This is a genomic window from Burkholderia sp. AU30280, from assembly GCF_020420125.1.
Taxonomy (GTDB): Bacteria; Pseudomonadota; Gammaproteobacteria; order Burkholderiales; family Burkholderiaceae; genus Burkholderia.
In genome coordinates this window covers 291,332-314,429 of record NZ_JAIZRY010000006.1, presented here as the reverse complement: position 1 = coordinate 314,429, position 23,098 = coordinate 291,332, and the positions used below count along the sequence as shown (strand labels likewise).

Sequence of the window (23,098 nt, the reverse complement as noted above, 5' to 3'; positions counted from 1 at the left end):
GAAATTCCAGGGTAAAAAGTCGAGATTTCGCAAAGGAATGGAGGGCGGGGGGGTATCCGGCAACACGACATTTTTCTCGGAAGCGCCCCCCGGCCCATGCTCCAATTTCCAGGTCAGCCGTCTTTTATCCACTCCGGCTTCACATATTCCTCTACCCACATCCACTGGCCCGGCTCAAACAGGTTCGTGTACTGGTTTCGTTCCGCTTGCTCTCGAGGAGTTAGCGTGCGGACATCGGGAAATCTATGCCCCTTCCGGATCATATGAATATCCGAACTGGAAGTCTTGGTGTATCCCTGCCAGATTCCCGTTTCAGGGCACAGCATGCCCGTACACAGATTCAGCAATCCGTATTTGTGGCGCTTGGCCTGTTGCTCCTCCAAGCGGCGCTGCTCGCGTTCCTCCGGTGTCAAAATCTTGTACGCTCGGCTTATTCTAACTTCATCGAGCATGGGCGGAAATGAACCGTCCAGCGGATTCACGTAAAATAGATTGACATTCACGGGGAACTTGCCTCCAAAAATATTTTTTGATCGGTAGCGAAAAGATTGCAAATTTGGCATCTTCGGATCACGTACCATCATCTCGTTACCGTATTTGCGATTCCCTTCCCCATCAACCCAATAGTCCTCCAGCTGAAGAAGCGATTTGATTTCCGTTTCAGGTAGGCTGGAAATCCTTGCGTCAAGGATAATTCTTACCCCAGCTGGAACGATTTTAACTTTATCGCGATTATCGCTGTAGTCCTCTGGATCGTCGCCGGTGGAAAATTCAATCTTCGTACTCCGCAGCGCACGATTTTTGTACTTATAAAGGAATCCTTTTGCAGGAGGGTGTGTCCATGTTGTGTAATTATCTCCAAATACTATATGATCGGGATCGTATGAGACATCATCGCGGAGAATTTCCATCGCTGTTTTAAGAATGGTCCGCAGCATGACGCGTTGCTCTTCGTCGGTCGTCTGCATTTCAAATCCCTCCTCCAATGACTTGAAGTGAATCATCGTATCCTCCTGTGCATGTACCGGGGTTACGCACGAAAGCACGATCAGAGCGGTTCCAATAGGCTTGCACCACTTCTGCACACGCATAAGCATCTTCTTCATGTAGCTGGCTCCGGTAACCTTCTTCGAAACTTACCATCTTGGCCGCCGTTTCTGGCGACACTCTCAACAGCTTGCACACCTCGGCCTGTGCAATCGACACGTCTGGCTTCACATAGGCTCCGCCCGTCTGATTTTGCAGATGTGAAATCATCCAGTAGTAGTGGAAAATCAACATGCGATGAAGTCCCGTGGCAACCCGTGCATCGTTGGGAATTTGAGCTTTTTGGGCAACGGTCAAGATATCTTCGTGGATATATTGTTGATAAATGGTCTTGATTTTATGGAATGCGGCGTAATCTTCACTGTGCTGATGAAGTAAGGCAGTCATCCAGAACGACTGCTGACAATGTCGCGCTTCGTGATAAAGCGTGTCCGCGAGCCCTTTCAGGGCGCTATCCAGGGCGACATCATTTTTTGTCGCTGCAATGATTTTCATGATTTCTGCCTCTTGAACGACTATCGTCCACCTCAATGTGGAAAACGATGCGCTTACGTCCGGACGCATGTTGTATCTGGATCGACCATTCTTTGAGTTAACAATATCGATTTTGGGAGTCGCTCCATTTGACCTCATCCGGTCACTTGAAGAACCTCTTGGCAATCCAAACGGCCCAGCTGCAAGGGCGGTATTCAATACATTGCCAACCGCAAGCGCGATACTTTCCTTTGCTTCGTCCGATATCTCGCCGCTCAACGTATTGAACTTTCCCCACTCAATTTCATTAAGTGCCTTCTTGATCGCCGCCGTATAGGTCTTCGTTACCGGATACTCGACGTCGCGGCGCACCGGCATGTCAGGGGGCGTATCGCTCTGCTTGGCGCCGTCGATGAAGTGGTGGAAACGCAGCCCGAAGTTGAGCGGATCGCAGGTCGCGAACGCCGCCGGCTGACGCTCGGACGTGGCCCCTTGCTCCGGCGTGCTGACCTTCTTGCCCTTGACCGTCGTGGTGCGCTTGTCGGCGTTCGGTGCCTTGGCTGTGTAGGGCATCGTGTTATCGCGCACGACAGCGGCCCGGTTCACCGCAATCACCTTGTCCGGATCGCTCGCCGCCAGCAGTTCCACCGTGCCGAACGCGATGTCGTGGCTCGTCACGACTTCCGTTTCGCCCAGTTCGTTGCTCACCCCCTCGATCACGCGACCGTTATCGAGCGTGACGCGGTACGGCTGGTTCGGTAGCGCGAATCCGCTGTCGTGTTCCAGCAGCACGAAGTGCGCGGCATACTGCCCCGGATTGTCGGGCGTGACCGGCAGGCGCATCGGCCGCACCTGCGCCGCGTCGGTCTGATGACTGCCCGCGTGGACCGTATGCTCGCCGGCGGTCTTTACGACATACCCGCGTTCGCTGATGCGAACCTCCGTACTTCCCGCGTGCAGCACGATTTCCTCTGCCGCATGCAGGTGGATGCTGTCGGTCGTACTCGTGATGTTGATGGTCTTCTTTGCGGTGAGGTCAACACCGTCGGTTTGCGCTTCGATACGCACTTTCCCGGCTGCGGCGACGAGCGCCATGCCGGCCTTGTGCACGAACAATGAGAACGCGTTCGACACGCTCGCGAACAGCGAACGCCCCACGGCAAGCCCGACATGCCGGCCGCTTGTTACGGCAACATCCTCGCCGCTCGCAATGTGAGCGCTACGCTCGGCTGCCAGACTGAATCCGGCTGGTCCGGCCAGTACGATGTCCGCCTCTGTCAATTCCGGGAAATCGTCCGGGCCGGCAGGCGTATGGCCACGAATCGCATCGTTGCGCGCCTTGATCGCCTTGGCCACATCGCTCTGATCCGCGTCGGGCTGTTGCGCCTGATGCCGTTGCGCCAGGCCAGTGAGGCTTTCCTGCAGTTCGCGCGCCCGCGTGAGTCGGCCGATGGCCTCCTTGGCGTCCTTCGCATGGCCGGCGCCACCCGGTTGACCGTCAGTCGACACAAACAAACCCTTCAGCGCGCGCACCACGCCCCAATCGTCGGTGCGGAGATCGAAGCCCTTGCCGCGCGCATCGGCGCGCCCTTTTTTTCGGGTAATGCGGCGGATATGGCCGAGACTCAGCTGCGATATCCCTGCGTCGCTCGCAAGCTGCGTCTGGATTTGCTCCCGCGTATCGTCGATCGCCAGATGGCCGGACGCGTTGCCGTGGAGTTCCCGGCCGCGAATGACCGATACCGCGTGATTGTGTGGCTGCTCCAGCGCAGGCTGGCGGAACGCGTTGACGGCACTACCGATAATCACGGGCAGGTCCGGGTCGCCGTAGTAGTGCGACACCGCCACCTCGTGACCGATGCGTGGAATGAACGTCGCGCCCATGTCGACGCCTTGCCAAGGCGACAGCACACGTAGCCAGATGCCTGAATTCTCATCGTGCTGGCCGTGGCGATCCCAGTGGAACTGCACCTTCACGCGACCGTATTGGTCCGTCCAGATCTCCTGCCGGGCGGGGCCGACGACGATTGCTTTCTCAGGTCCGCCCATAATGGGCTTGCGTACGCTGCGCTCCAGCCGGAACGGCTCGTTCGTCGGCAGCAGTTCGAACTGCGCTTCGGCGCGATAGGTTGGCGCGCTGCCGGCTCGCCCAGCGACTTCCTCGATATCGAGCGTGCAGGACACAACCACGTATTCACGATTCGCCGCTTGCTGCGGATGGCCAATGAGCGTAAAGGTGCGGCCGACCGCCAAGCCGCGCAGATTTCCTTTGCCGTGCGCACGCCGCCCCACGCAGCGCTGCGCCTCAAGCTGAACCCGCGCGAAGTGACGCGCCTCCCACTCCGTATCGTTCGGCTCGCCCGTCAGCCCTGGCGCACCGGCGAGCGGCTGGCTGTAGTTTCCCCAGTCATAGATCTCGCCATCCGAGCTGGCCGTCGGACGAGGATCTTCCACGGACACGCCCAGCCTCGCGCGCGGCCGCGTGTAGTCGTAATCCGTTACGCTCACGGACCCTGCCGTCAATCGACTGGTCACGGATAGCGTGTGAATGTGTTCCTCGTCGATGCGCTGACCGCCGGGCGGCAGATAGCGCAAGGTCTCGTAAGCCTGCCCGTGCGGTTGGTGTCCGCCCATCGTGTCGCACAGGACCAGACGATGATGGCCGTCATCGTGTTCGAACCACCACCAGATTCCCCATTCTTCCCAGAGGCGTTGCAGGAACGCCCAGTCCGATTCAAACGCCTGTCTCTGTAAGTCGCGTTTGGGATAGACGCCCCGAAAGGCGCCCAGCCGCTTGTCGACAGGGTAGGGATACTTCGAAAGCACCGCGTCGGTGATTTCAACGACGGTCATATCCTGAAACAGACGGCAATCCTGCGTCAGGGTCGCGCGGTAGAGCCACGGCCGCAGTTCCAGTTCGTACAGGATCGCATCGCGATCCTGACCGGCTAGTCGTGCAGCCTCGACCAATCCGATGATCTCGCGCGTTCCCGCGCCGATGTTGCCAAGTCCGGCGACACCTGCCAGCCCCGGAATGAACCGCCCCTTGCCTTCGAGCTGGATCGACACGGTGACTTCCGTGCCGACCATCTTGTCCAGATCGAGATCGGCCGTGCGGTTCGGCGAAACGGCATAGGCGTCGTCGGTGCGCAGCGTGACGAGGTAGCGGCATTCGTCGAGTCGGCCGATGGTTTCGGTGCCTTGCAGGCGCACTGGAGCGAATACCGGTAGCGCATCCATGCCATAGGTGGGCAACGACTCGCCGGAGATCGAGAGCGTACGGGTCTGAGACAAAATCGCCATTTACTCGGCCCCCGCCGTTCGCTGACCAATGACGGTCGCACCACAACCGGTCTTGTCGCCGTGATAACCCACGCGCCGGTCGCGATGCGTGCGGGGACCGCTTGCAAGCAGTGGAAACACGCCACCGCATCGGGGGCACCATACCTCGTGGCCGTCAAGCGCGACGGCAATCCCCATATGCTTCAAATCGTTGGCTGCGTCGACAACTTCACCGCCGTGGTCGGTGGTGTCGCACAAGCGAATCATGTCCCGTCCATGCTGGTCTTTCATGCGCGCTCCTGTTTCGCCGCAAAGATATGTACTGCGATGCGAGCGGAAAACTCTACAGCGGCTTGTCCAAATCGTTTCTCAATATTGGATTACCCCTATTTGGGGTGGCTTCAGAGGGCGAGAGCAAGGCGGACACATTGAGAGGGCACCGTGTCAGATGGCGGCGCGTTGATTCCGTGTGTTTCCCCGCATCAGGCACTGTATGGCTCCGTCATTGCGCCCGGAATTCGTGTGTGCGGTGGCAATGACATCGACGTCGTTGCGCGGCATATCCTGTCCGAAACGCTTGCTTGGCGGTACGCCCGGCAAGCCCTAGCCAGCCTCAGGCAAAACCAGATGGCGAGCGGCGCGATCGGGGTTCACCATCGGCGCCGTACTCAACCGGACGGAATGCCCTTCATGCACATTCATACGCTGACGATCATCGCGGGGGGGGGGCCTGCTGGCCGGCGCGGTCAAGGGCATGATCGGGCTCGGGCTTCCGACGATCACGATGGGGCTGCTGACGCTCGCGATGCCGCCGTCGGCCGCCGCGAGCCTGCTGCTCGTGCCGTCGTTCATCACCAACGTGTGGCAGTTGTGGCTCGGCCCGTCGTTCGGGCCGCTGCTGCGCCGGCTGTGGCCGCTGCTCGCCGGCCTGACGATCGGCACGCTGACGGGCGGCCTGCCCGCGCTCGCGGCCGGCAGCACCTGGACGCATGCGGCGCTCGGCGTGGTGCTGATCCTCTACGGGCTGTGGGGGCTGGCCGCCGCGAGGCTGCCCGCGCCGGGTCGCCATGAAAAATGGCTGTCGCTCGTGGTCGGCTACCTGACGGGTGTCGTGACGGCCGCGACCGGCGTGTTCGTCGTGCCGGCCGTGCCGTACCTGCAGGCGCTGCGGTTGTCGAAGGACGACCTGATCCAGGCGCTCGGGCTGTCGTTCACCGCGTCGACGATCGTGCTCGGCCTGCAGTTGCGCGTGACGGGCGTGCTGGAGACGGGCGATCTCGGCGTGTCGGTGCTCGCGCTCGTGCCGGCGCTGGCGGGCATGGCCGGCGGCCAGTATGCGCGGCGCGTGATGAGCGAGAAGGCGTTCAAGCGCTGCTTCTTCGTCGGGCTGATCGCGCTCGGCGCGTATACGGCGGCTTCGGGGTGGCTGTAAGCGGGCATCGCCGACGAGCGCGATGCCCGCTGTCCGTGACGATCCTGACGCCGGTTTCGACAACAGCCGGGTTCGGGGTCGTTCGCCGGACGTGGGTGTGGGTCACACAGCTCAGGCCGGGTCGGCGTATTTCAGCGTCCATCCGAACGTGCGGGTCGCGCCCGCGCCGAGTGCGAACGGCTTCGTCGTGCAGGCGAAGTTCGAATGCAGCTGGCCGATCGGCGTGGTCGACAGCGGGTTCGTCGTGCCGTTCACCGTGTCGAAGGCGGACAGCGCGCAGTTGTCGAACCCGGACGCCGCATAGCCGGTCGCGGCGCTGTTCGCGTAGGTCACCGACACGCCGTCGCCGTTCGCCTGCGTCGATGCGAAATCCGCGAACGATGTGAAGTCCGTTTCGACCGACAGGTTACCGGTGAGCGTGCCCGTGCTCAGCGTATCGCTGCGTGCGACCGAGCCGTGCGCGAACGTCAATACCGTATGCACCTGCAGGTCGAGATCCGTCGTGTACGCCGCGTTCTTCGACGCGAGCCGGAATTTCGCGGTATCGAACGACACGATCACCTGCCCGTTGCTTTGCTGGACATTCAGGTTCTTGTAGTACGTGACGGGAATGTAGGTCTTCCCGTTGTACGACACCTGCGGCACCAGCAGCGCGTAGCCGAGATCGGTCGTGCCGTAGATCAGCTTGTCGGAGAACGGCACCGGGTAGTACGGCGTGTACGAGTTGTAGTCGGGCGCCTGGCTGAGGTTCAGGTTGATCACGCGCCGGCCGTCGCGCACGGTGACGAGCGCCGCACTGTACGGATGCGCTGTGTCGCCCGGCTGGTTGTACCAGGTGAGCGTGTAATGCGGCAGCGCGTCGAGCCACGCGTTGTAGTCCGCATCGGCCATCGGCGCCTTGCCGCCGAAGCCGAGCTTGTTCCACCACGCGTTCACGTACAGGTACTGGTGCAGCAGGCTGAAGTTCTCGCCCATCACGCGCGGCTTGCCGCGATACGCATCGGTGCCGCGGCCCTTGACCCACATGTTCACCGACGGCGTCGGCAGCGACGGGTCGTACCAGTACGTGTCGAAGCGATGCGCGGCCTTGTAGATGAACGCGTACGCGATCTGCTTCTCCTGGTCGGTCAGCACGCCGGCATTGGCCGCGGCCGTCAGTATTTCCATGAACGCGGAATCGCCGTACGGGCCGATCGAGCGGCCGTAGTTGAAGCCCTGGCCGTCGCCGTTCAGTTGCGGGAGGATCAGGTCGACGGACTTGCGCAGATACCCCTTCAGTTCCGGCGTGAGGTTCGCCTCGTTACCCATCTCGAACGTGCGCTCGGTCACTTCGCCGATCAGCAACGTGCTGTAGCGATCGAAGCGCGCCTGGTCGTAGTAGGTCGTGTGCGTGTTCGACGCTTCGTCCGAGAACCCGCCCGACGAGTCGTTGCGGATGTGGTTCGTGAGCGTGTACAGCAGCGCATCGCGTGCGCCCATCGTCGCGACCGACGGATCGGTCGCCGACGCGAACGACGGGTTGCTCCAGCCCAGCTTCTGGCGCAACCCGGCGATTCCGTAGGACACCGCATAGTAGTTCTGCGCCGTGTTGAGCGACGCGATGTCGATCGGCGTGCCCGCGGCCGGGCACGTATTGGTCTTGCCGCTCGCGTCGGGGCCGAACATGTCGCAGAAGGTGAGCCGTTGCTGCAGCGTCGCGAGCATCGCGTCGCTGAAGACTTCGTTGAGCATTCCGTGCGCCTTCAGGTTGTTCAGCGCGACGAGGTAGTAGTACTCGCCCCACGACGTATTCGCATACGTGTAGTTGCTGCCCGACTGCGCCATCATCGCGGTCGTGATCGTCTGGTAGGTGGCGAGATAGCTCGCGTATTGCGGGTCGCCCTTCGACTTCATGTCGATCAGGATGTACGACAGCCCGAGCGCGAGCTTGCCCGGCAGGAATTTGTCGCCGGTGTTCGTATCGAGCACGTGCACCGGCGTGCCGTCGCCGAGATCCATCACGACCTGCGTGAAGTCGGGCGATTTCCGGATCAGGTCGAACAGCGCGCGCATCTGGCCCATCATCGTGACGGGGATGTCCGCGCCGGCCGGCACGCTGGTGTCGGGCGCGCCGTAGACGAGCGCCTGCAGCGAGTTCGCCGCGAGCGAGGGCGTCGCGGTCGACGGCGGCGACGATGCGGGAGGCGTGTCGGTCACGTCGCTGCCGCCGCAGGCGCTGACGAACAGGACGGAAAGGGCGCTGAGCGCGGCGCCGAGCGCGAATCTGCTGCGCGGATGCATTGTGTCTCCAGTTTTTGAATAGTGATGAGGGGCGGGCCGGTATGACCGTTGCCGCGCCCGGCGCCCGTCCCTGACCTCCGCCTGGCAATCCTGATCCCTGAAGACGGTGGCCCGAAATCGCAACCCGAGCGGGCAAGCGTTCCCCCTGCGCGGGCCGTGAACGGCGTCGCACCGATGCGAAGGAAAACGTTTTCCAAATTTAGACATCGACAGGCGTGATGTCAATGAACTTTCGCGCGGGACGCGCCGGTAGAAACCCGAATCGCGGGAAAGCAGGGGCAGGAAGCGAGAGCCGGATGATGCGGAAATCGCGAGGAATTTTTACCTGGATCGATTCGATGGAGCGCAGGATGCGGGTGACGACGCGGCGAGGCGGCACGCTATCCGGCGAGATGCGCTTGGTTGTGTTAGAGAGAAAACGTTATCCACAAGAGGCGAATCGAGCCGGACGTCGGCTCATCGATCGCGACGGGCCTCCGGCCGCGCCGGCGATGTCACAGCTGAGCCTCGAGCGCCGCCTTGTCGATCGCCGACCAGACCTGCCGGATCTTGCCGTCGTGAAATTCGTAGAACACGTTCTCGGCGAACGTGACTTTCCTGCCGTCGATGGCGAGCCCCATGAACGTTCCTTTCGGCGAACACGCGAAGCGAAGCCGGCACGCGACGAGCGGCGGTTCGCATGTGAGCAGCCGGATGTCGAAGCGCAGATCCGGAATGTCGCGGCAGTCCTGCTCCAGCATCGCGCGGTAGCCGGCGAGGCCGAGCGGCCGGTCGTTGTGAATCACGTCGTCGTCGACATACTGGCCGAGCGCCGCCCAGTCCCGCCGGTTCAGGCAGTCGAGATATGCACGGTAGCGATTGGCGAGATCGATGTCGGTCATGAGCGTCCCTCCGTGTGTTTCCATGTGTCGATGGGGGCGAGTGCGGCGCGCATCATCGCGGCGCCGTTTCGCCGGACAAGAACGCGACGAACTCGCGCGTGTACTTCGGCAGCGCATCGAACGAGCGCGCGCACAGCGTCAGCTTCCGGTGGCTCCACGGATCGGACAGCTCGACGAGCCGCACGTCCATCGTCTGCATCGCGCGTTCGGCCGCGTGCCGCGACACGATGCCGATGCCCACGCCGCTGGCGATCACGCGGCAGATCGCATCGAAGCTTTTCAGTTGCACGCGATAGCGGATCCGCTTGCCGAGTGCGCGCGCCTGGTCGGCGAGATGCACCTGCAGCGCGCTGCCGTCGGTGAGGCCGATGAAGTCGGCGTCGGCGATCGAGTCGAACGCGACCTCGCCTTGCGACGCGAGCGGATGCGCGGCCGGCACGACGACGATCAGCCAGTCTTCGCGGAACGGCTTCTGTTCGAGCCCGCCGAGCCCGACCGAATCGGCGACGATGCCGACCTCGGCCGTCTTGTTGCGGATCGCATGCACGATTTCCTGGCTCGAGCGCTCCTCGACGCTGATCGACAGCTTCGGATGAAGCGGCAGGTAGTCGGCCAGTGCGTCGGGCAGGTATTCGCTCAGCGACGCCGTGTTGCACAGCAGCCGGATATGCCCGCGCAGCCCCTGGCCGTATTGCTGCAACTCGCCGCGCATGTGGTCGATCTGCTGCAGCACGGTGCGCGCGTGATGCTCGAGCGCGCGGCCCGCGTCGGTGGCCTGCGCGCCCGACTTGGTCCGATGCAGCAGCGGCACGCCGAGTTCGTCCTCCATGCCGCGGATGCGCTCGCTCGCGGCCTGCAGCGTGATGTGGGTCCGCTCGGCGCCGCTCGTGATCGTGCCGGCCTCGCAGATGTTCAGGAAGAGCCGCAGGTCGGTCAGGTCGAAGCGCATGATGGGCGGGGCGATCGTGTTGGAATGGCCGATAAGTTAGCAGGGAACCGCGGCCGCGGTCTCAGGCACAGCCTGAGGCCTGATTCGCCGGTTCCGCATTTTCGGGGCGGGATCGATGACGGATCATGGCCGCACATCAACCGGGGAGCCTGTCATGCAGATCGATCCGTCGTGGGGCGTGTCGTTCAAGATCGCGTTGCACGTACTGTTCCTGTGCATCGGCATCGCGTGGGCCTGCTCCGAACTCGCCGCGTGGTTGCGTTGAACATCGCGGCGGGCGCGCGCCGCAGCAGGCGGTAGTCTCGTTTCGCACCTATCGAAACGCATTCGCCATAGTTTCCTGAAACGAAAATTCTTCCGTTTTCACGCAACCAGACCATCAAGTTTTTCCGGGTCGGGCCGTATTACCGGTAGCGAATGCCGGCCGGCATCCGGTTCGTGATCGTTTGTCATCATTGTTTGCATCCGGTTACACGTCGGCCGTTCCGTTTTTGAGATGCTTGAAAGATTGTCAAACCGGAGTCGGATCGTCCATGAAAACGCGCGAGATTCACCGCAACGCAGCGTGGCTGCCGGGACTGGCAGCCGTGCTCGTCATGGCCGGTTGTGCAAGCACGCAGTCCGTTTCGCCAAGCGACACGCTGGCGGGACAACCGTCGCCGTCGAGCCCGCCCGCTGCCGCGCAGTCGGCCGTCACACCGCCGCCGGCGCCGATTCTCGTCGCGCGGAAGTACGTCGTGAAGCGCGGCGACACGTTGACGGGCATCGCGTCAGCGAGCGGCTGCAGCGTGGCCGACCTGCGCACCTGGAACAAGCTGGGTGCGAAGGGCAGGCTGCGCATGGGACAGGTGCTGCGCATCGTCAAGCAGCAGCCGTTGCCGCCGTCGGGCGTGGCCGGCACGCAGGTGGCTGCGTCGTCGGCGTCGAGCAATGGGGCAGCGAGCAACCAGGCAACCGCGCAGACCGCGGCGTCGAGCGCGAGCGACCGTCAGGTCGTCAAGGAAACGAAGCGGCATGCGGGCGGCGTCGCACTCACGTGGCCCGCGAACGGCAAGATCGTCGACGGGTTCCGGCCGGGGCAGAACCGCGGCATCCAGATCGCCGGCCGGCCGGGCGACCCGGTCCGCGCCGCGGCCGACGGCCGCGTGATGTACGCGGGCACCGGCCTGAACGATTACGGCAGCCTGATCATCGTCCAGCACAACGCGGATTTCCTGACCGCCTATGCGCATAACCGCAAGCTGCTCGTGAAGACGGGCGACATCGTGCGCCAGGGCGACGAGATCGCCGAGATGGGCGACCTCGACAACTCGCGTGTCGCGCTGCTGTTCGAAGTGCGGCGCGACGGCAAGCCGGTCAATCCGATGCCGTATCTGCCTTCGTCGCAAGGGTGAAGCCGGGCCGTTTCGCTGGAACGCGGCGGCGGTCACTGCTACGCTAGGGCCTGTTCATGCGAGTCCCGCGCTGCGCGGGGCCGACGGCCGTCTTTCGGGGATGCGCGGCGTAGGCCGTCGCGGGCCGGCCGCCGGCGTGAACGGGCGCGCGTGTTCAAGGCGCGCCCGCGTTGCTTCGTGCCACCGATTCCGACAGAACACATCACATTCATGGAACATTCTCCGACACGCCGTTCGCTGTTGCTTGCCGCCGTTGCCGCGCCGTTCGTCGCCGCGTGCACGTCCGCGCCGGTCGCCGACCAGGGGCGCGCCCACACTGCCCAGGCCGAACTGACCGCGCTCGAGAAGGCCTCGAATGGCCGGCTCGGCGTCGCCGCGCTCGATACGTCGAACGGCGTGCGGATCGCGCACCGTGCGCGCGAGCGCTTCCCGCTGTGCGGCACGTATGCGGTCGTCGCGGCTGCCGCGATGCTCGCGCGCGGCTCGCTCGACGCGTCGCTGCTGCCGCGCCGCATCCTGTACCGCCGCTATGAAATCGTGTCGGGCTCGCCGATCACGGAAAGCCACGTCGACACGGGCATGACGATCGAGCAGCTGTGCGCGGCGATGCTGCAGTCGGGCGACAAGGGCGCCGGCAACCTGCTGATGGGCGTGCTCGGCGGCCCGCAGGCCGTCACGTCGTTCGCGCGCGAGAGCGGCGCCACGTCGTTTCGCCTCGACCACTGGGAACCCGAACTGAACAACGCGGCGCCCGGCGACGAACGCGACACGTCGACGCCGGTCGAGATGGTCGACACGCTGCAGCGGCTGCTGCTCGGCAACACGCTGCACGAGCCGCAGCGCGCCCAACTGACGGAGTGGATGGTCGGCGGCGCGCGCGGCGCGACCGGCATCGCCGCGGGTGTGCCGCCCGGCTGGCGCATCGCGGACAAGGCCGGCACGGGCGGCTACGGCACGACGACCGACGTCGCGGTGCTGTGGCCGCCGTCGCGTGCGCCGATCGTGATGGCCGTGTCGTTCACACAGCCGCAGGCCGCCGCGGCGGCCCGCGCGGACGTCGTCGCGTCGGCGGCGCGCATCGTGGCGGGCGCGCTCACCGCGACGGCCTGAGCGTCCCGCGCCTCGCGCAAAGCCGGCGTTTGGCTTATCGTGTCGGACAGCGCGCGCCGGCGTCGGCGCGCGGTCCCTCCGCGCCGTTTTTCCGTTTGCCTTCTTCATGCGCCGACTTCCGCCCCTGCACGCGCTGCAGATTTTCTCGACGGTGGCTCGCCACCGCAGCTTCACGCGCGCGGCCGAGCAGCTGTGCATCACGCAGGGCGCGGTAAGCCGGCAGATCCAGACGCTCGAGGCGCATTACGGTTTCCCGTTGTTCAAGCGGCATGCGAAGGGCCTCACGCTGACGGCGGAGGGCGAACAGTTGCTGCCGGTCGTCAACGAGAGCTTCGCGCGGATCGAAGATATTTCGATGAAGCTCACGCGGCAGCGCACCGATCTCGCGCTGAAGGTGCCGACCTGCGTGATGCGCTGGATGCTGCCGCGCATCATGCGCTTCCAGGGCGAGCATCCCGATCTGCATGTGCAGATCACCACCGCGTGGCAGCACGTCGTCGATTTCGCGACCGAGCCGTTCGATGCGGCGGTCGTCTACGGTACGTCGCCGGGCACGGGCGTGTGCGCGCTGCCGCTGTTCGACGAGCGGCTGACGCCCGTCTGCGCGCCCGAATTGAGGCAGACGTCGCCGCTCGACGCGGTCGGCGATCTCGCGCGCCATACGTTGCTGCATCCGACCCGCGACCATCGCGACTGGCGCGCATGGCTCGATCACGCGGGCGAGCGCAGCGTCGATCCGGCGCGCGGGCCGACGTTCGACACGCTCGATCTCGCGACGAATGCGGCGATGCAGGGCTTCGGCGTCGCGATCGGCGACGTGACGCTCGTCGACGACGACGTCAGCGCACGCCGGCTTGAACGGCCGTTCGACATCGTGCTCGAGACGGGCGCGCGCTACTTCTTCGTGTATCCCGAGAACATCGGCAGCCAGCAGAAGATCCGCGCGTTCAGCGACTGGATCGCGCGCCATCGCGATTGACCGGCGCGCGGAACCCGCCGGGCGTCGCGCCGGCGGGCGGATTTACTGGTACGTCACGACGGCGATCATCGGCGCCTGGTGGTTGCCTGGACGGTTCGGTAAAACGATTGCGCGCGAGGCCTGGGTAAAGGTCGTGGTCTTGATGGCCTGCTGGCTCGCCGCGTCGACGAATGCGATCTGGCCGCTTGCCGGGCGCGGACAGTCGGGGCGTACTTGCCCGCGGGCGAGATCGGCCGTATCGACCGCGAACGAGCAGGGCGGCTCGACGATCATGCCGGAAAAGGAGATGGTGCCGGACGCGCCGGCAGCAAACGATGAGGAAGTGGCCAGAAGCGAGGCAGCCAGGACGAACGAGGCGGCGATAGGGCGGTGCTTCATGACAGGCTCCAGAAAGGAAGCGCGTCGCAGCGTGGCCGCTCGGGTGGCAGTCCGTCAACGCTGCAATGCTGTATGCGTAAACGGCAAAACCATCGGACCTCTTGAATGAAAAAAATCGAAATAATGGCAATCGGCAAACGATTGCGTATTGCTTAAACCAATGTAGGCCGAATCTGTGCAACCGCAAGTCAGGGAAATGCCGGGTGGCATAAGATCGAAGGACGAACGGTCGTCGTGACCGTTGTGTGGGCAACGGCCTTGCGCCGCCCGGAAAGCAAGACGGCCGCTCGAGATGAGCGGCCGTCTTGCGTTGGAGCCGAAGGTGCGCCGTTCAGTTCGCGCGCTTGCGTACCGCGCCGACGATCACGAGCAGCACGATCGCGCCGATGATCGACGCGATCCAGCCCGCGCCCTGGCCCGGTGCGTACCAGCCGGCGGCGCGGCCGACGTAGCCGGCGACCAGCGAGCCGACGATGCCGAGCACGGTGGTCATCAGGATGCCCATCTTGTCGTCGCCGGGCTTGAGCGCGCGGGCGAGGAGGCCGACGATGAGCCCGACGACCAGGGTTTCGATGAATTGCAGCATGAACGCCTCCCTATTGCGGTTGAGCTGTTGACGAAACGAAATTGACCCGTGCGGCGCACCAGGGTTCCATGGGCCGCGGGCCGTTGCGTGGCGCGCCGAGTATCGCATGCCGGCGCGGCGCGCACATGTCAGGCTACCGGCGCGCCTGCCACCGGGTCGAGACGACGGTAGCCTTCGGTCGCGTTCAGCAGCGTGCGCGTGTAGTCGCGTGCAACCTGCCCGGCGCGCACGTCCTCGATCCGGAGCAGCTCGACGATCTCGCCGTGCTGCATCACCGCGACGCGCTGGCACAGGAAGCCGATCACCGCGAGGTTGTGGCTGACGAGGATCATCGTCAGGTTGCGTTCGCGATGCAGGCGGCGCAGCAGGTTCAGGATCTCGGCCTGCACCGACACGTCGAGCGCGGACGTCGGCTCGTCGAGCAGCAGCACGCGCGGCTCGACGATCAGCGCGCGCGCGATCGCGACGCGCTGCCGCTGGCCGCCCGACAGCTGGTGCGGATAGCGGAACCGGAACGTGGGGCCAAGGCCAACCTCGGACAGCGCGCGGGCGATGCGCGTATCGGCGTCGCCGATGCCGTGGATCGACAGCGGTTCGCGCAGCGTCTGGTCGACCGTGAAGCGCGGATGCAGCGACGCGTACGGATCCTGGAACACCATCTGCACGTGACGGCGAAAGGCACGATCGGGCGTGCCGCCCACCGGCCGGCCGTCGATCGACAGGCTGCCGGACGCGAGCGGCACGAGCCCCGTCAGCGCGCGCAGCAGCGTCGACTTGCCGGAGCCCGATTCGCCGACCAGCCCGAACACTTCGCCGTCGCGGACCGCGAAGCTTGCGTCGCGCACGGCGTCGACGTGACCCGTGCGGGTCGGGAAACGGATCGATGCGTGATCGACGTCGATCATCGTGCGGCCTCCTTCGGTAGGTGAGCGGCCGGCGCGGGCGCGGCGGCGTCGAGCCATGCCGGATCGCGCCGCAGCACCGGCAGTTCGTCGGGCGGGTTCGCGAGCGGCGGGTTCGCCGCGAGCAGCCCGCGCGTATAGGGATGCGTCGCATCGCGCAGGTCGCGCGCGGCGCAGGTTTCGACCACGCGCCCCGCGTACATCACCGCGACGCGATCGCAGAACGACATCACGAGCGGCAGGTCGTGGCTGACAAACATCAGGCCCGTGTCGTGCCGCGCGATCATCGCGTCGAGCACCGCGAGCACCTGCATCGACACCGCGACGTCGAGCGCGGAGGTCGGCTCGTCGGCGATCAGCAGGCGCGGACCCGTCGACACCATCATCGCGATCATCACCCGCTGGCCCATGCCGCCCGACAGCTCGTGCGGATACGCATCGGCGACGCGCGCCGGGTCGCGGATCTGCACGGCCGCGAGCGCGTCGACGATCCGCTCGCGCAGCGCGCGGCCGCGCAAGCCCGGCTCGTGCCGCCGGAACGCTTCGCCCATCTGCTTCGCGACGGTCATGACCGGGTTCAGCGAATACTTCGGATCCTGCAGGATCATCCCCATCTGGCTGCCGCACAGCCGCCGGCGTTCGCCCGGCGACATCGCGAGCAGGTCGTGGCCCGCGAAGCGCATCGTGCGGGCCGACCAGCGCGCGGCGTCGGGCAGCAGGCCGAGCAGCGCGCGGCCCGTCAGCGATTTGCCGGAGCCCGATTCGCCGACGATGCCGAGCCGTTCGCCGGGCGCGAGCGTCAGCGACAGGTCGCGCACCGCGTCGGTGACGACGCCGTCGTGCCCGCGAAAGCCGATTTTCAGGCCGTCGATCTCGCAGAGCGGCGCGGGTGCGGGGGTGAAATTCATCGGCATGTCATGCTCCATGGCGGGGATCGAAGACGTCGCGCAGCCCGTCGCCGAGCAGGTTGAACGCGAGGCTCACGAGCAGGATCGCGATGCCGGGCAGCGTCGCGACCCACCACGCGTCGAGCAGCACGTTGCGGCCCGACGCGACCATGAAGCCCCACTCGGGGCTCGGCGGCTGCGCGCCGAGGCCGAGAAAGCCGAGGCCCGCGACGGTCAGGATGATGCCGGCCATGTCGAGCGTCGCGCGCACGATCACCGACGACATGCACAGCGGCATGATGTAGCGCAGCAGGATGCGCGGGCCCGACGCGCCTTGCAGCCGCGCGGCGTGGATGAAGTCGGCCTGCGCGATGCGGATCGTCTCCGCGCGCGCGAGCCGCGCATACGCGGGCCACGCGGTGATCGAGATCGCGACGACCGCGTTGATCACGCCGGGCCCGAGCGCGGCGGCGAACGCGAGCGCGAGCACGATCTTCGGGAACGCGAGCGCGATGTCGGTGATGCGCATCAGCACGCTGTCGACGAAGCCGCCGCAATAGCCGGCCGTCGTGCCGATCGCGAGGCCGATCGGCACGACGATCACGACGACGAGCAGCGCGATGCCGAGCGTGAGGCGGGAACCTGCGATCAGCCGTGAGAGGATGTCGCGCCCGAGCTGGTCGGTGCCGAGCCAGTGCGATGCGGAGCCGGGCGGCAGCAGCCGGTCGGACAGCACCTGGCGCAGCGGATCGTGCGGCATGATCAGCGGGCCGACGATCGCGACGACGATCAGCGTCACCAGGATCGCGAGCCCGAACAGGTTGAGCGGATTGACCGCGAAACGGCGCCAGCGGCGGTAGGCGAGGCCGAGTGCGGCCTGCGAGCGCGACGCAGGCGCGTCGGACAGCAGCCACGCGCGCAGCGTGAGAGGGGCGGCATTCATGGTCGGATGGCCTTCGGCATGGACGGTGAAGGAATCAGGATGGAAACGGTCATGTCGAAGCCGCCCTCAGCGCGCACGCGGATCGAACACGCGGTACAGCGCGTCGGTCAGCAGGTTGACGGTGATGAACATCACGCCGATCACGAGCGTCGCGCCGAGCACGGCATTCATGTCGGCGTTCAGGAGCGCGCCGGTCAGGTACGAGCCAAGCCCCGGCCACGCGAACACGATCTCGGTCAGCACCGAGCCTTCGAGCAGGTTGCTGTACGTGAGCGCGATCACGGTGAGCAGCGGCACCATGATGTTGCCGAATGCATGCCGCCAGATCACGCGCCGTTCCGACAAGCCTTTTGCGCGCGCGGTGACGATGTATTCCTGGCTCAACTGGTCGAGCATGAACGAGCGCGTCATCCGGCTCAGGTACGCGACCGAGTAGTAGCCGAGGATCGCGGCCGGCAGTGCGATGTGCGACACCGCGTTGCGGAACACGTCCCACTCGCCGGCAAGCGCCGCGTCGATCAGCAGGCTGCCCGTGCGCGGGTCGACCATCCCGTCGTACACGGGATCGAGCCGGCCCGGGCCGCCGACCCAGTGCAGCCGCGCATAGAACAGCAGCAGCCCCATCAGCCCGAGCCAGAACACCGGCACCGAATTGCCGATCAGGCCGACGAAGCGTGCGATGTGGTCGATCGGCCGGTTGTGCTTCACCGCGGCCGCAACGCCGAGCGGCACGCCGATCGCGATGCCGATCAACGTCGCGATCGTCGCGAGTTCGAGCGTGGCGGGGAACACGCGCCTGATGTCGTCGAGCACGGGGTTCGACGTCAGCAGCGACATGCCGAGATTGCCGTGCAGCACGTCGCGCGCGTAGATCAGGAACTGCGTGACGAGCGGCTTGTCGAGGCCGAGTGCGATGCGCTCGGCCGCGTACGCGTCGGCCGATGCGCGATCGCCGAGGATCGCGAGGACAGGATCGATCGGCACCTTGCGGCCGATCACGAACGTCAGTGCGAGCAGCCCCGCGAACGTGACGGCGAGGGTGAGCGCCCAGCGCAGCACACGCAACGCCCAGCGTACGGCCGGGCGCCGCGCGGGCAGCGTGCGCAGTGCTTCGAGGGAGGAGGCGGGAGTCGACATGCGGCGAACCTTATTGCTTCTTCAGGTGACGGTACGACACGAGATCGTTGATCGGCCCGACTTCGAGCCCGCTCACGCCGGGCCGCATCGCGACCTGCGCGACCTTCTCGAACATGATCACGAACGGCGAGCGCGCGAGCATCTCCTTCTGCATCGCCTGGTACCGCTGCGCGCGTTGCGCGGCGGTCGGCTCGGCGAGCGCGGCGTCGGTCTCCTTCGTGAGCTGCGGGATGTCCCAGCTGTTGCGCCAGGCCAGCATCTTGTAGCTCGACTTGTCGGCGTTGTCGGGGTTCCATGCGAAACCCTGCGCGTTGCTGTGCGGGTCGATGTAGTCGGCCGACCATTCGCCGATGTAGATGTCGTGCTGGCGCGCGCGGTATTTCGCGAGCGTCTGCTTGTTGTCGCCGGGGATCAGCTGCACCTTGACGCCCGCCTGCGCGAAGTTCGCCTGCACGGCTTGCGCGATCTCCGTGTACGGATAGTCGTTGCGCACGTCCATCGTCACCGAGAAGCCGTTCGGCACGCCGGCCTTCGCGAGCAGCGCCTTCGCCTTCGCGACGTCGAGCTTGTACGGGTTCGCATTCAGCGTGCCGAGGAAGCCTTCGGGCAGGAAGGTCTGGTGCACCTTGTAGGTCGTCTTCACGACGTTGGCCTGGATGCCCGCATAGTCGACCAGCCACTTCAGCGCTTCCTGCACGTCGGGCTTGGCGAGCGTCGGGTTCTTCGTGTTCAGGCCGAGATACAGCAGCGTTGCCTGCGGTGAGGCCGTGACTTTCGCCTTGCCCGATTTCACGACCGACGCGAGATCGTCGGGGCTCAGGTCGCGCGCCGCGTCGACGTCGCCGTTTTCCAGCAGCAGCCGCTGGCTCGCCGCTTCGGGCACGTGGCGCAGCACGATGCGCTTCATCGCGAGCGGCAGCCGGTAGCCGTCGAAGCGTTGCAGCACGATGCTGTCGCTGGGCGACCACTTGACGAGCTTGTACGCACCGGAGCCGGCCTCGTTGGTCTTCAGCCACGCATTGCCGAAGTCGTTGCCCTGCTGGTGCGACAGCAGCAGTTTCTTGTCGAGCACCGACGCGGGCCACGAGCCGAGCACGTTGAGCACGAAGGTCGGCGCGTATTTGTGATCGGTCGTGATCGACACCGTCTGGTCGTCCAGCTTCTTCACGTTCGCCGCGACGTTGGCCTTCGTGAGCCCGATGCCGGTCAGCACCGCGGCCGGGCCCTTGTCGAGCAGCACCGTGCGCTGGATCGACCACGCGACGTCGTCGGCCGTCAGCGGGTTGCCCGAGTGGAACTTGAGGCCCGAGCGCAGCTTGAACGTATAGGTCAGCCCGTCGGGGCTCACGGTCCAAGACTGCGCAACGTCGCCGTTGAATTTCGACGGATCGCGCAGGTCGACGCGCACGAGCCGGTCGTACGTGTTCGCGACGTATTCCTCCGGCACCAGTTCGTAGATTTCGCCCGGATCGAGCGTCGTGAATTCGTCGAGCAGCGTGGCCATCACGAACATGTCCTTCGGCGTTTCCGCATGGGCGGTGGAAAGCGGAACGGCGGCGAACAGGGACGCGGCGGCCAGCGCCGCGACGAGCCGGGAGGTCGGGAATTTCATGGGCGCTTCTCCATCTGTCGTTTGAGTCGTTGAACGTGAACCTGCATGAAAAGGGGGCGCGTGTGCAGCGTCGTCACATCAGGCGCCACGGGCCGCTCGCCGCGTTGTCGATCGGCGGCAGCGCGTGCGAACCGGGCAGCTCGTAGTGCCACCACTCGCTGTCGATATGCGCGAAGCCGGCCGCATGCATCACGCCGAGCAGCAGCAGCCGGTTGCGTTGCACGTGCTCGGGCAACCCCGCGTGAAAATGGCCCGACGCGGCCACCATCTCGTCGAAGCCGGTGCCCATGTCGAGCGGCTCGCCGTTCGCGCCGACGAGCGTCAGGTCCAGCGCGGTGCCGCGGCTGTGGTTCGACCCGCGGCCGAGATCGGCGACGAAGTTCGGATCCGGCAGGAACTCCCACAGCACCTGCTGCGCTTGCGGCGGGCGATACGCGTCGTAGAGGCGCAGCGTGAAGCCGGCCTGCGCGGCCACGTCCACCGCGCGGCGCAGTGCGGCTTCGGCCGGCTCGAGCAACAGACAGTGCGCGTTGCGGTAGATCGGCTTGCCGGTCAGGTTGTGCTCGGTCGCGTAGACGAGATCGATTTCGACGCGATGCGTGGCGGGCGTGATTTCGACGAGGCGGTGATGGTTCATCGGCGGTCCGGTTTGCTCAGGATTCGAATTGGTCGAACGTGCGCTGCAGTTCGCGATTGCGCGCGACGCGCCGGTCGATCGCGGGACCGAGGCGGTCGACCACGGCGGTGATCAGCAGGTTGAACAGGCAGGTGAGCGGCGCGAGCGAATCCCAGAACTGGCCGACGTCGGTCTTCACTTGCAGCAGGTCGGCCGGCCACTCGCGCGCCCACGGGCAATACAGATCGGTGACCAGCGCGAACGGCTGGCCGCGTTCGGCGGCCGCCTGGCAATAGCGGCGCGCGCTGCGCGAATAGGCGCGGGTATCGGTGACGATGCAGTACGGCCGCTCGAATTCGGAGTTCAGCGAATCGACGTACGAGCCTGACTGGCCGTCCGAGTAGAACACGCGCGGGCGCAGGTATTCGAGGTAGCTGCTGAACGCGTTGCTGATGCCGCGCGTCGACTGGATGCCGAGGATGAACACGGCGTCGGCTTGGGCGATCCGGTCGGCCACCTGCGCGAACACCGGTTCTTCGGCGAGCCGGTACACGTGGCGGATCGCGTCGAGTTCGCGCTCGAGCGACGACGCAAGCGTGCCGTCGCCGCGATGGCTGTCGTGCTCGCCGGTGGTCGTTGGCGTGGCGGTGGCGCGGCGGTACTCGTCGAGGCGGTCGGTGATCATCCACGGACGGTCGCTGCCGCCGCGCAGTTCGCGTTTCAGGTCGTCGAGATTCCGGTAGCCGACGCTGCGCAGGAAACGCCCGACCGAAATGCCGCTGGTGCCGGTTTGCTGCGCGATCTGGTCGGCGGTTTCGAGGCCGAGCCGATCGAGGTTCGCGAGCATGTAGCTCGCGATGCGCTTCGCGGTCGGCGTCAGCTCGGCAAAGCGGGATTCGACGGTATGGGCGAACGCGCAGGTCATCGGTATGTTAGATCGTTGTCATTGGATGATTCAATGTCATCTATCTAACAAAGCCAAAATCAATCGCGCTAGCGGATAAAAACTATGGGGTGATGGGCGACGATAGGGTCGAGGGCGCGGTCATGGGGGCAGGTGAAAAAGGCGTTTTTATCTCTGTCAGGCATATTTTGCGTTTATGCCCCACAGGAATAATTCATTCGGTCTGCCGGTCGCCCATATGGAAATCGTGCGTTTCGGCGCGCACAAGGTACTGTCGGTCGAGCGTTTCGATCGGACGTTGCATCGTGACGGCGGGTGGCTGTTGCGCTTGCCGCAGGAGGACTTCTGCCAGGCGCTCGGCGTGTCGCCGCACCTGAAGTACGAATCGCAGGGCGGCCCCGGCGTGCCTGACCTGGTCGGCCTCCTGCGCCGTTCGGAAACGGCGCGGGAGGATCTCGACACACTGTTCGCGGGCCTGGTCGTGTTCTGGATGCTCGCGGCACCGGACGGGCACGCGAAGAACTTCAGCCTGCGCCTGCTGCCGGGCGGCCGTTTCCGCCTCACGCCGCTCTACGACGTGATGTCGATCTGGCCGGTCGAAGGCGATGGCGGGAACCCGTGGTCGTGGCATAAGGCGAAGCTCGCGATGGCCGTGCACGGCAAGCGCAAGCACCATGCGATGCGCGACATGACGCGACGGCACTTCACCGCGATGGCCGAATACTGCCTGCTCGGCGATATTGCGACGCCGATCGTCGAACGGCTCGTCGCGATGACGCCGCATGTGATCGAATCGGTCGGCAGCTGCGCTGCCTCCCGGTTTTCCGGCGAGGATAGCGGAGCGCATCCTGGGTGGATTGCGGTTCGCCGCGCAACGGCTCGACGAAATGCCGCGGGCGTAAACCGCACCCCGGCCCGATTGGCTGGCGTTCGACGCATCGGCATACGGCTGTTTCAGTTCGAGAGGATCAGTGATCCGAATCGACTGCGCCGCATCGTGATCGTGCGTTGCATGTCTCGATCTTGTCGCCATGTGTGGCATCTCGACCGCGCGCGGTCGTATTTCCGCATTCACCGGACCTGACCGATTCACCGATATCGGTCACCTTTCAGTATTCCGCTGCGCCGCAATAATTACAAAGTTAAAGCGGATCAGATTAAATCATTAATTCAGGTTAATAATTCATTTAATTTTTCATGGAATTTGGATTTAACTTGCGTCACGGGATGTTCGATTTTCGATAATCCGAAAAACGGCATGAGTTCCGTAATGGAAATTCGCTCAATTGCAGGCATGAAGAGGAA

General features: G+C 64.8%; 18 protein-coding genes and 2 pseudogenes. 5 read left to right on the top strand and 15 right to left on the bottom strand.

Annotation, left to right across the window (positions count from 1 at the left end):
- Nucleotides 1–113: 113 nt before the first annotated feature.
- The 3 genes from LGN17_RS16500 to LGN17_RS16490 are packed head-to-tail and all read right to left on the bottom strand — an operon-like array spanning nucleotide 114 to nucleotide 5,094.
- Complete coding sequence (locus LGN17_RS16500) at nucleotides 114–1,004, bottom strand: hypothetical protein (protein WP_226197744.1); 891 nt, start codon at nucleotides 1,002–1,004, stop codon at nucleotides 114–116.
- Entirely contained in the window at nucleotides 970–4,824 is a 3,855-nt protein-coding gene (locus LGN17_RS16495; RefSeq protein ID WP_226197743.1) for a type VI secretion system Vgr family protein, read from the bottom strand. Before LGN17_RS16495 ends, LGN17_RS16500 begins: the two co-directional genes overlap by 35 nt.
- The gene (locus LGN17_RS16490; RefSeq protein WP_226197742.1) at nucleotides 4,825–5,094 is read right to left on the bottom strand and encodes a PAAR domain-containing protein; all 270 of its coding nucleotides are present in this window, start codon (nucleotides 5,092–5,094) and stop codon (nucleotides 4,825–4,827) included.
- 399 nt (nucleotides 5,095–5,493) lie between these two features.
- Between LGN17_RS16490 and LGN17_RS16485 the strand changes: the two are divergent.
- A pseudogene (locus LGN17_RS16485) lies at nucleotides 5,494–6,235 on the top strand (sulfite exporter TauE/SafE family protein).
- A gap of 111 nt (nucleotides 6,236–6,346) precedes the next feature.
- Here LGN17_RS16485 and LGN17_RS16480 read toward each other — a convergent pair.
- The 3 genes from LGN17_RS16480 to LGN17_RS16470 all read right to left on the bottom strand — a co-directional run bounded on the left by LGN17_RS16480 (nucleotide 6,347) and on the right by LGN17_RS16470 (nucleotide 10,345).
- A complete protein-coding gene (locus LGN17_RS16480; protein ID WP_226197741.1) occupies nucleotides 6,347–8,515 on the bottom strand; it encodes a hypothetical protein in 2,169 nt (722 codons plus the stop codon).
- A 494-nt stretch (nucleotides 8,516–9,009) separates the two neighbouring features.
- Entirely contained in the window at nucleotides 9,010–9,396 is a 387-nt protein-coding gene (locus tag LGN17_RS16475; protein ID WP_175954075.1) for an ester cyclase, read from the bottom strand.
- A 52-nt stretch (nucleotides 9,397–9,448) separates the two neighbouring features.
- Nucleotides 9,449–10,345: a LysR substrate-binding domain-containing protein gene (locus tag LGN17_RS16470; protein WP_226197740.1), complete on the bottom strand. Its 897-nt coding sequence runs from the start codon at nucleotides 10,343–10,345 to the stop codon at nucleotides 9,449–9,451.
- A 533-nt stretch (nucleotides 10,346–10,878) separates the two neighbouring features.
- On the opposite strand from LGN17_RS16470, the gene LGN17_RS16465 reads away from it, so the two are divergent.
- The 3 genes from LGN17_RS16465 (at nucleotide 10,879) to LGN17_RS16455 (ending at nucleotide 13,828) form a co-directional block, all read left to right on the top strand.
- A complete protein-coding gene (locus LGN17_RS16465; protein WP_226197739.1) occupies nucleotides 10,879–11,739 on the top strand; it encodes a peptidoglycan DD-metalloendopeptidase family protein in 861 nt (286 codons plus the stop codon).
- 210 nt (nucleotides 11,740–11,949) lie between these two features.
- Nucleotides 11,950–12,849 carry a class A beta-lactamase gene (gene bla, locus LGN17_RS16460; protein WP_226197738.1) on the top strand — a complete coding sequence of 300 codons (900 nt, stop codon included), beginning with the start codon at nucleotides 11,950–11,952 and terminating at the stop codon, nucleotides 12,847–12,849.
- 106 nt (nucleotides 12,850–12,955) lie between these two features.
- The gene (locus LGN17_RS16455; RefSeq protein ID WP_226197737.1) at nucleotides 12,956–13,828 is read left to right on the top strand and encodes a LysR substrate-binding domain-containing protein; all 873 of its coding nucleotides are present in this window, start codon (nucleotides 12,956–12,958) and stop codon (nucleotides 13,826–13,828) included.
- Nucleotides 13,829–13,870: 42 nt separating this feature from the next.
- Here LGN17_RS16455 and LGN17_RS16450 read toward each other — a convergent pair whose 3' ends face one another.
- The 9 genes from LGN17_RS16450 to sapR form a co-directional block, all read right to left on the bottom strand.
- Nucleotides 13,871–14,206: a type 1 fimbrial protein gene (locus tag LGN17_RS16450; protein ID WP_175954065.1), complete on the bottom strand. Its 336-nt coding sequence runs from the start codon at nucleotides 14,204–14,206 to the stop codon at nucleotides 13,871–13,873.
- 331 nt (nucleotides 14,207–14,537) lie between these two features.
- Nucleotides 14,538–14,792, bottom strand: a complete 255-nt coding sequence (locus tag LGN17_RS16445) for a GlsB/YeaQ/YmgE family stress response membrane protein (protein WP_175954063.1) — start codon at nucleotides 14,790–14,792, stop codon at nucleotides 14,538–14,540.
- A 128-nt stretch (nucleotides 14,793–14,920) separates the two neighbouring features.
- Nucleotides 14,921–15,697: an ABC transporter ATP-binding protein gene (locus LGN17_RS16440; RefSeq protein ID WP_226197736.1), complete on the bottom strand. Its 777-nt coding sequence runs from the start codon at nucleotides 15,695–15,697 to the stop codon at nucleotides 14,921–14,923.
- Nucleotides 15,694–16,608 carry an ABC transporter ATP-binding protein gene (locus LGN17_RS16435; RefSeq protein ID WP_226197735.1) on the bottom strand — a complete coding sequence of 305 codons (915 nt, stop codon included), beginning with the start codon at nucleotides 16,606–16,608 and terminating at the stop codon, nucleotides 15,694–15,696. The genes LGN17_RS16440 and LGN17_RS16435 overlap by 4 nt, the downstream gene beginning before the upstream one ends.
- Before the next feature lies 1 nt (nucleotide 16,609).
- Nucleotides 16,610–17,524, bottom strand: coding sequence for a nickel transporter permease (gene nikC, locus LGN17_RS16430; RefSeq protein WP_226197734.1), 915 nt, complete (start codon nucleotides 17,522–17,524; stop codon nucleotides 16,610–16,612).
- Nucleotides 17,525–17,590: 66 nt separating this feature from the next.
- Nucleotides 17,591–18,661, bottom strand: a complete 1,071-nt coding sequence (locus LGN17_RS16425; protein ID WP_226197733.1) for an ABC transporter permease — start codon at nucleotides 18,659–18,661, stop codon at nucleotides 17,591–17,593.
- 10 nt (nucleotides 18,662–18,671) lie between these two features.
- Nucleotides 18,672–20,273: an ABC transporter substrate-binding protein gene (locus tag LGN17_RS16420; protein WP_226197732.1), complete on the bottom strand. Its 1,602-nt coding sequence runs from the start codon at nucleotides 20,271–20,273 to the stop codon at nucleotides 18,672–18,674.
- A 73-nt stretch (nucleotides 20,274–20,346) separates the two neighbouring features.
- Nucleotides 20,347–20,910, bottom strand: a complete 564-nt coding sequence (gene ddpX, locus LGN17_RS16415; RefSeq protein ID WP_226197731.1) for a D-alanyl-D-alanine dipeptidase — start codon at nucleotides 20,908–20,910, stop codon at nucleotides 20,347–20,349.
- 16 nt (nucleotides 20,911–20,926) lie between these two features.
- On the bottom strand, nucleotides 20,927–21,814 hold the full coding sequence (sapR, locus tag LGN17_RS16410) for a sap1 transcriptional regulator SapR (protein WP_226197730.1): 888 nt from the start codon (nucleotides 21,812–21,814) through the stop codon (nucleotides 20,927–20,929).
- 193 nt (nucleotides 21,815–22,007) lie between these two features.
- Between sapR and LGN17_RS16405 the strand changes: the two are divergent.
- Nucleotides 22,008–22,695: pseudogene (locus LGN17_RS16405) on the top strand (HipA domain-containing protein); the annotation flags it as partial.
- Between the last annotated feature and the right edge of the window lie 403 nt (nucleotides 22,696–23,098).

Excerpts from the sequence above, each read along its gene's own strand:
- LGN17_RS16435 (WP_226197735.1), bottom strand. The coding sequence starts at position 16,608 with ATGCCGATGAATTTCACCCCCGCACCCGCGCCGCTCTGCGAGATCGAC.
- LGN17_RS16475 (WP_175954075.1), bottom strand. The coding sequence starts at position 9,396 with ATGACCGACATCGATCTCGCCAATCGCTACCGTGCATATCTCGACTGC.
- nikC (WP_226197734.1), bottom strand. The coding sequence starts at position 17,524 with ATGAATGCCGCCCCTCTCACGCTGCGCGCGTGGCTGCTGTCCGACGCG.
- LGN17_RS16465 (WP_226197739.1), top strand. The coding sequence starts at position 10,879 with ATGAAAACGCGCGAGATTCACCGCAACGCAGCGTGGCTGCCGGGACTG.
- LGN17_RS16480 (WP_226197741.1), bottom strand. The coding sequence starts at position 8,515 with ATGCATCCGCGCAGCAGATTCGCGCTCGGCGCCGCGCTCAGCGCCCTT.
- LGN17_RS16455 (WP_226197737.1), top strand. The coding sequence starts at position 12,956 with ATGCGCCGACTTCCGCCCCTGCACGCGCTGCAGATTTTCTCGACGGTG.
- LGN17_RS16470 (WP_226197740.1), bottom strand. The coding sequence starts at position 10,345 with ATGCGCTTCGACCTGACCGACCTGCGGCTCTTCCTGAACATCTGCGAG.
- LGN17_RS16490 (WP_226197742.1), bottom strand. The coding sequence starts at position 5,094 with ATGAAAGACCAGCATGGACGGGACATGATTCGCTTGTGCGACACCACC.
- sapR (WP_226197730.1), bottom strand. The coding sequence starts at position 21,814 with ATGACCTGCGCGTTCGCCCATACCGTCGAATCCCGCTTTGCCGAGCTG.
- LGN17_RS16440 (WP_226197736.1), bottom strand. The coding sequence starts at position 15,697 with ATGATCGACGTCGATCACGCATCGATCCGTTTCCCGACCCGCACGGGT.
- LGN17_RS16450 (WP_175954065.1), bottom strand. The coding sequence starts at position 14,206 with ATGAAGCACCGCCCTATCGCCGCCTCGTTCGTCCTGGCTGCCTCGCTT.
- LGN17_RS16500 (WP_226197744.1), bottom strand. The coding sequence starts at position 1,004 with ATGATTCACTTCAAGTCATTGGAGGAGGGATTTGAAATGCAGACGACC.
- bla (WP_226197738.1), top strand. The coding sequence starts at position 11,950 with ATGGAACATTCTCCGACACGCCGTTCGCTGTTGCTTGCCGCCGTTGCC.
- LGN17_RS16495 (WP_226197743.1), bottom strand. The coding sequence starts at position 4,824 with ATGGCGATTTTGTCTCAGACCCGTACGCTCTCGATCTCCGGCGAGTCG.
- LGN17_RS16445 (WP_175954063.1), bottom strand. The coding sequence starts at position 14,792 with ATGCTGCAATTCATCGAAACCCTGGTCGTCGGGCTCATCGTCGGCCTC.
- ddpX (WP_226197731.1), bottom strand. The coding sequence starts at position 20,910 with ATGAACCATCACCGCCTCGTCGAAATCACGCCCGCCACGCATCGCGTC.
- LGN17_RS16420 (WP_226197732.1), bottom strand. The coding sequence starts at position 20,273 with ATGAAATTCCCGACCTCCCGGCTCGTCGCGGCGCTGGCCGCCGCGTCC.
- LGN17_RS16425 (WP_226197733.1), bottom strand. The coding sequence starts at position 18,661 with ATGTCGACTCCCGCCTCCTCCCTCGAAGCACTGCGCACGCTGCCCGCG.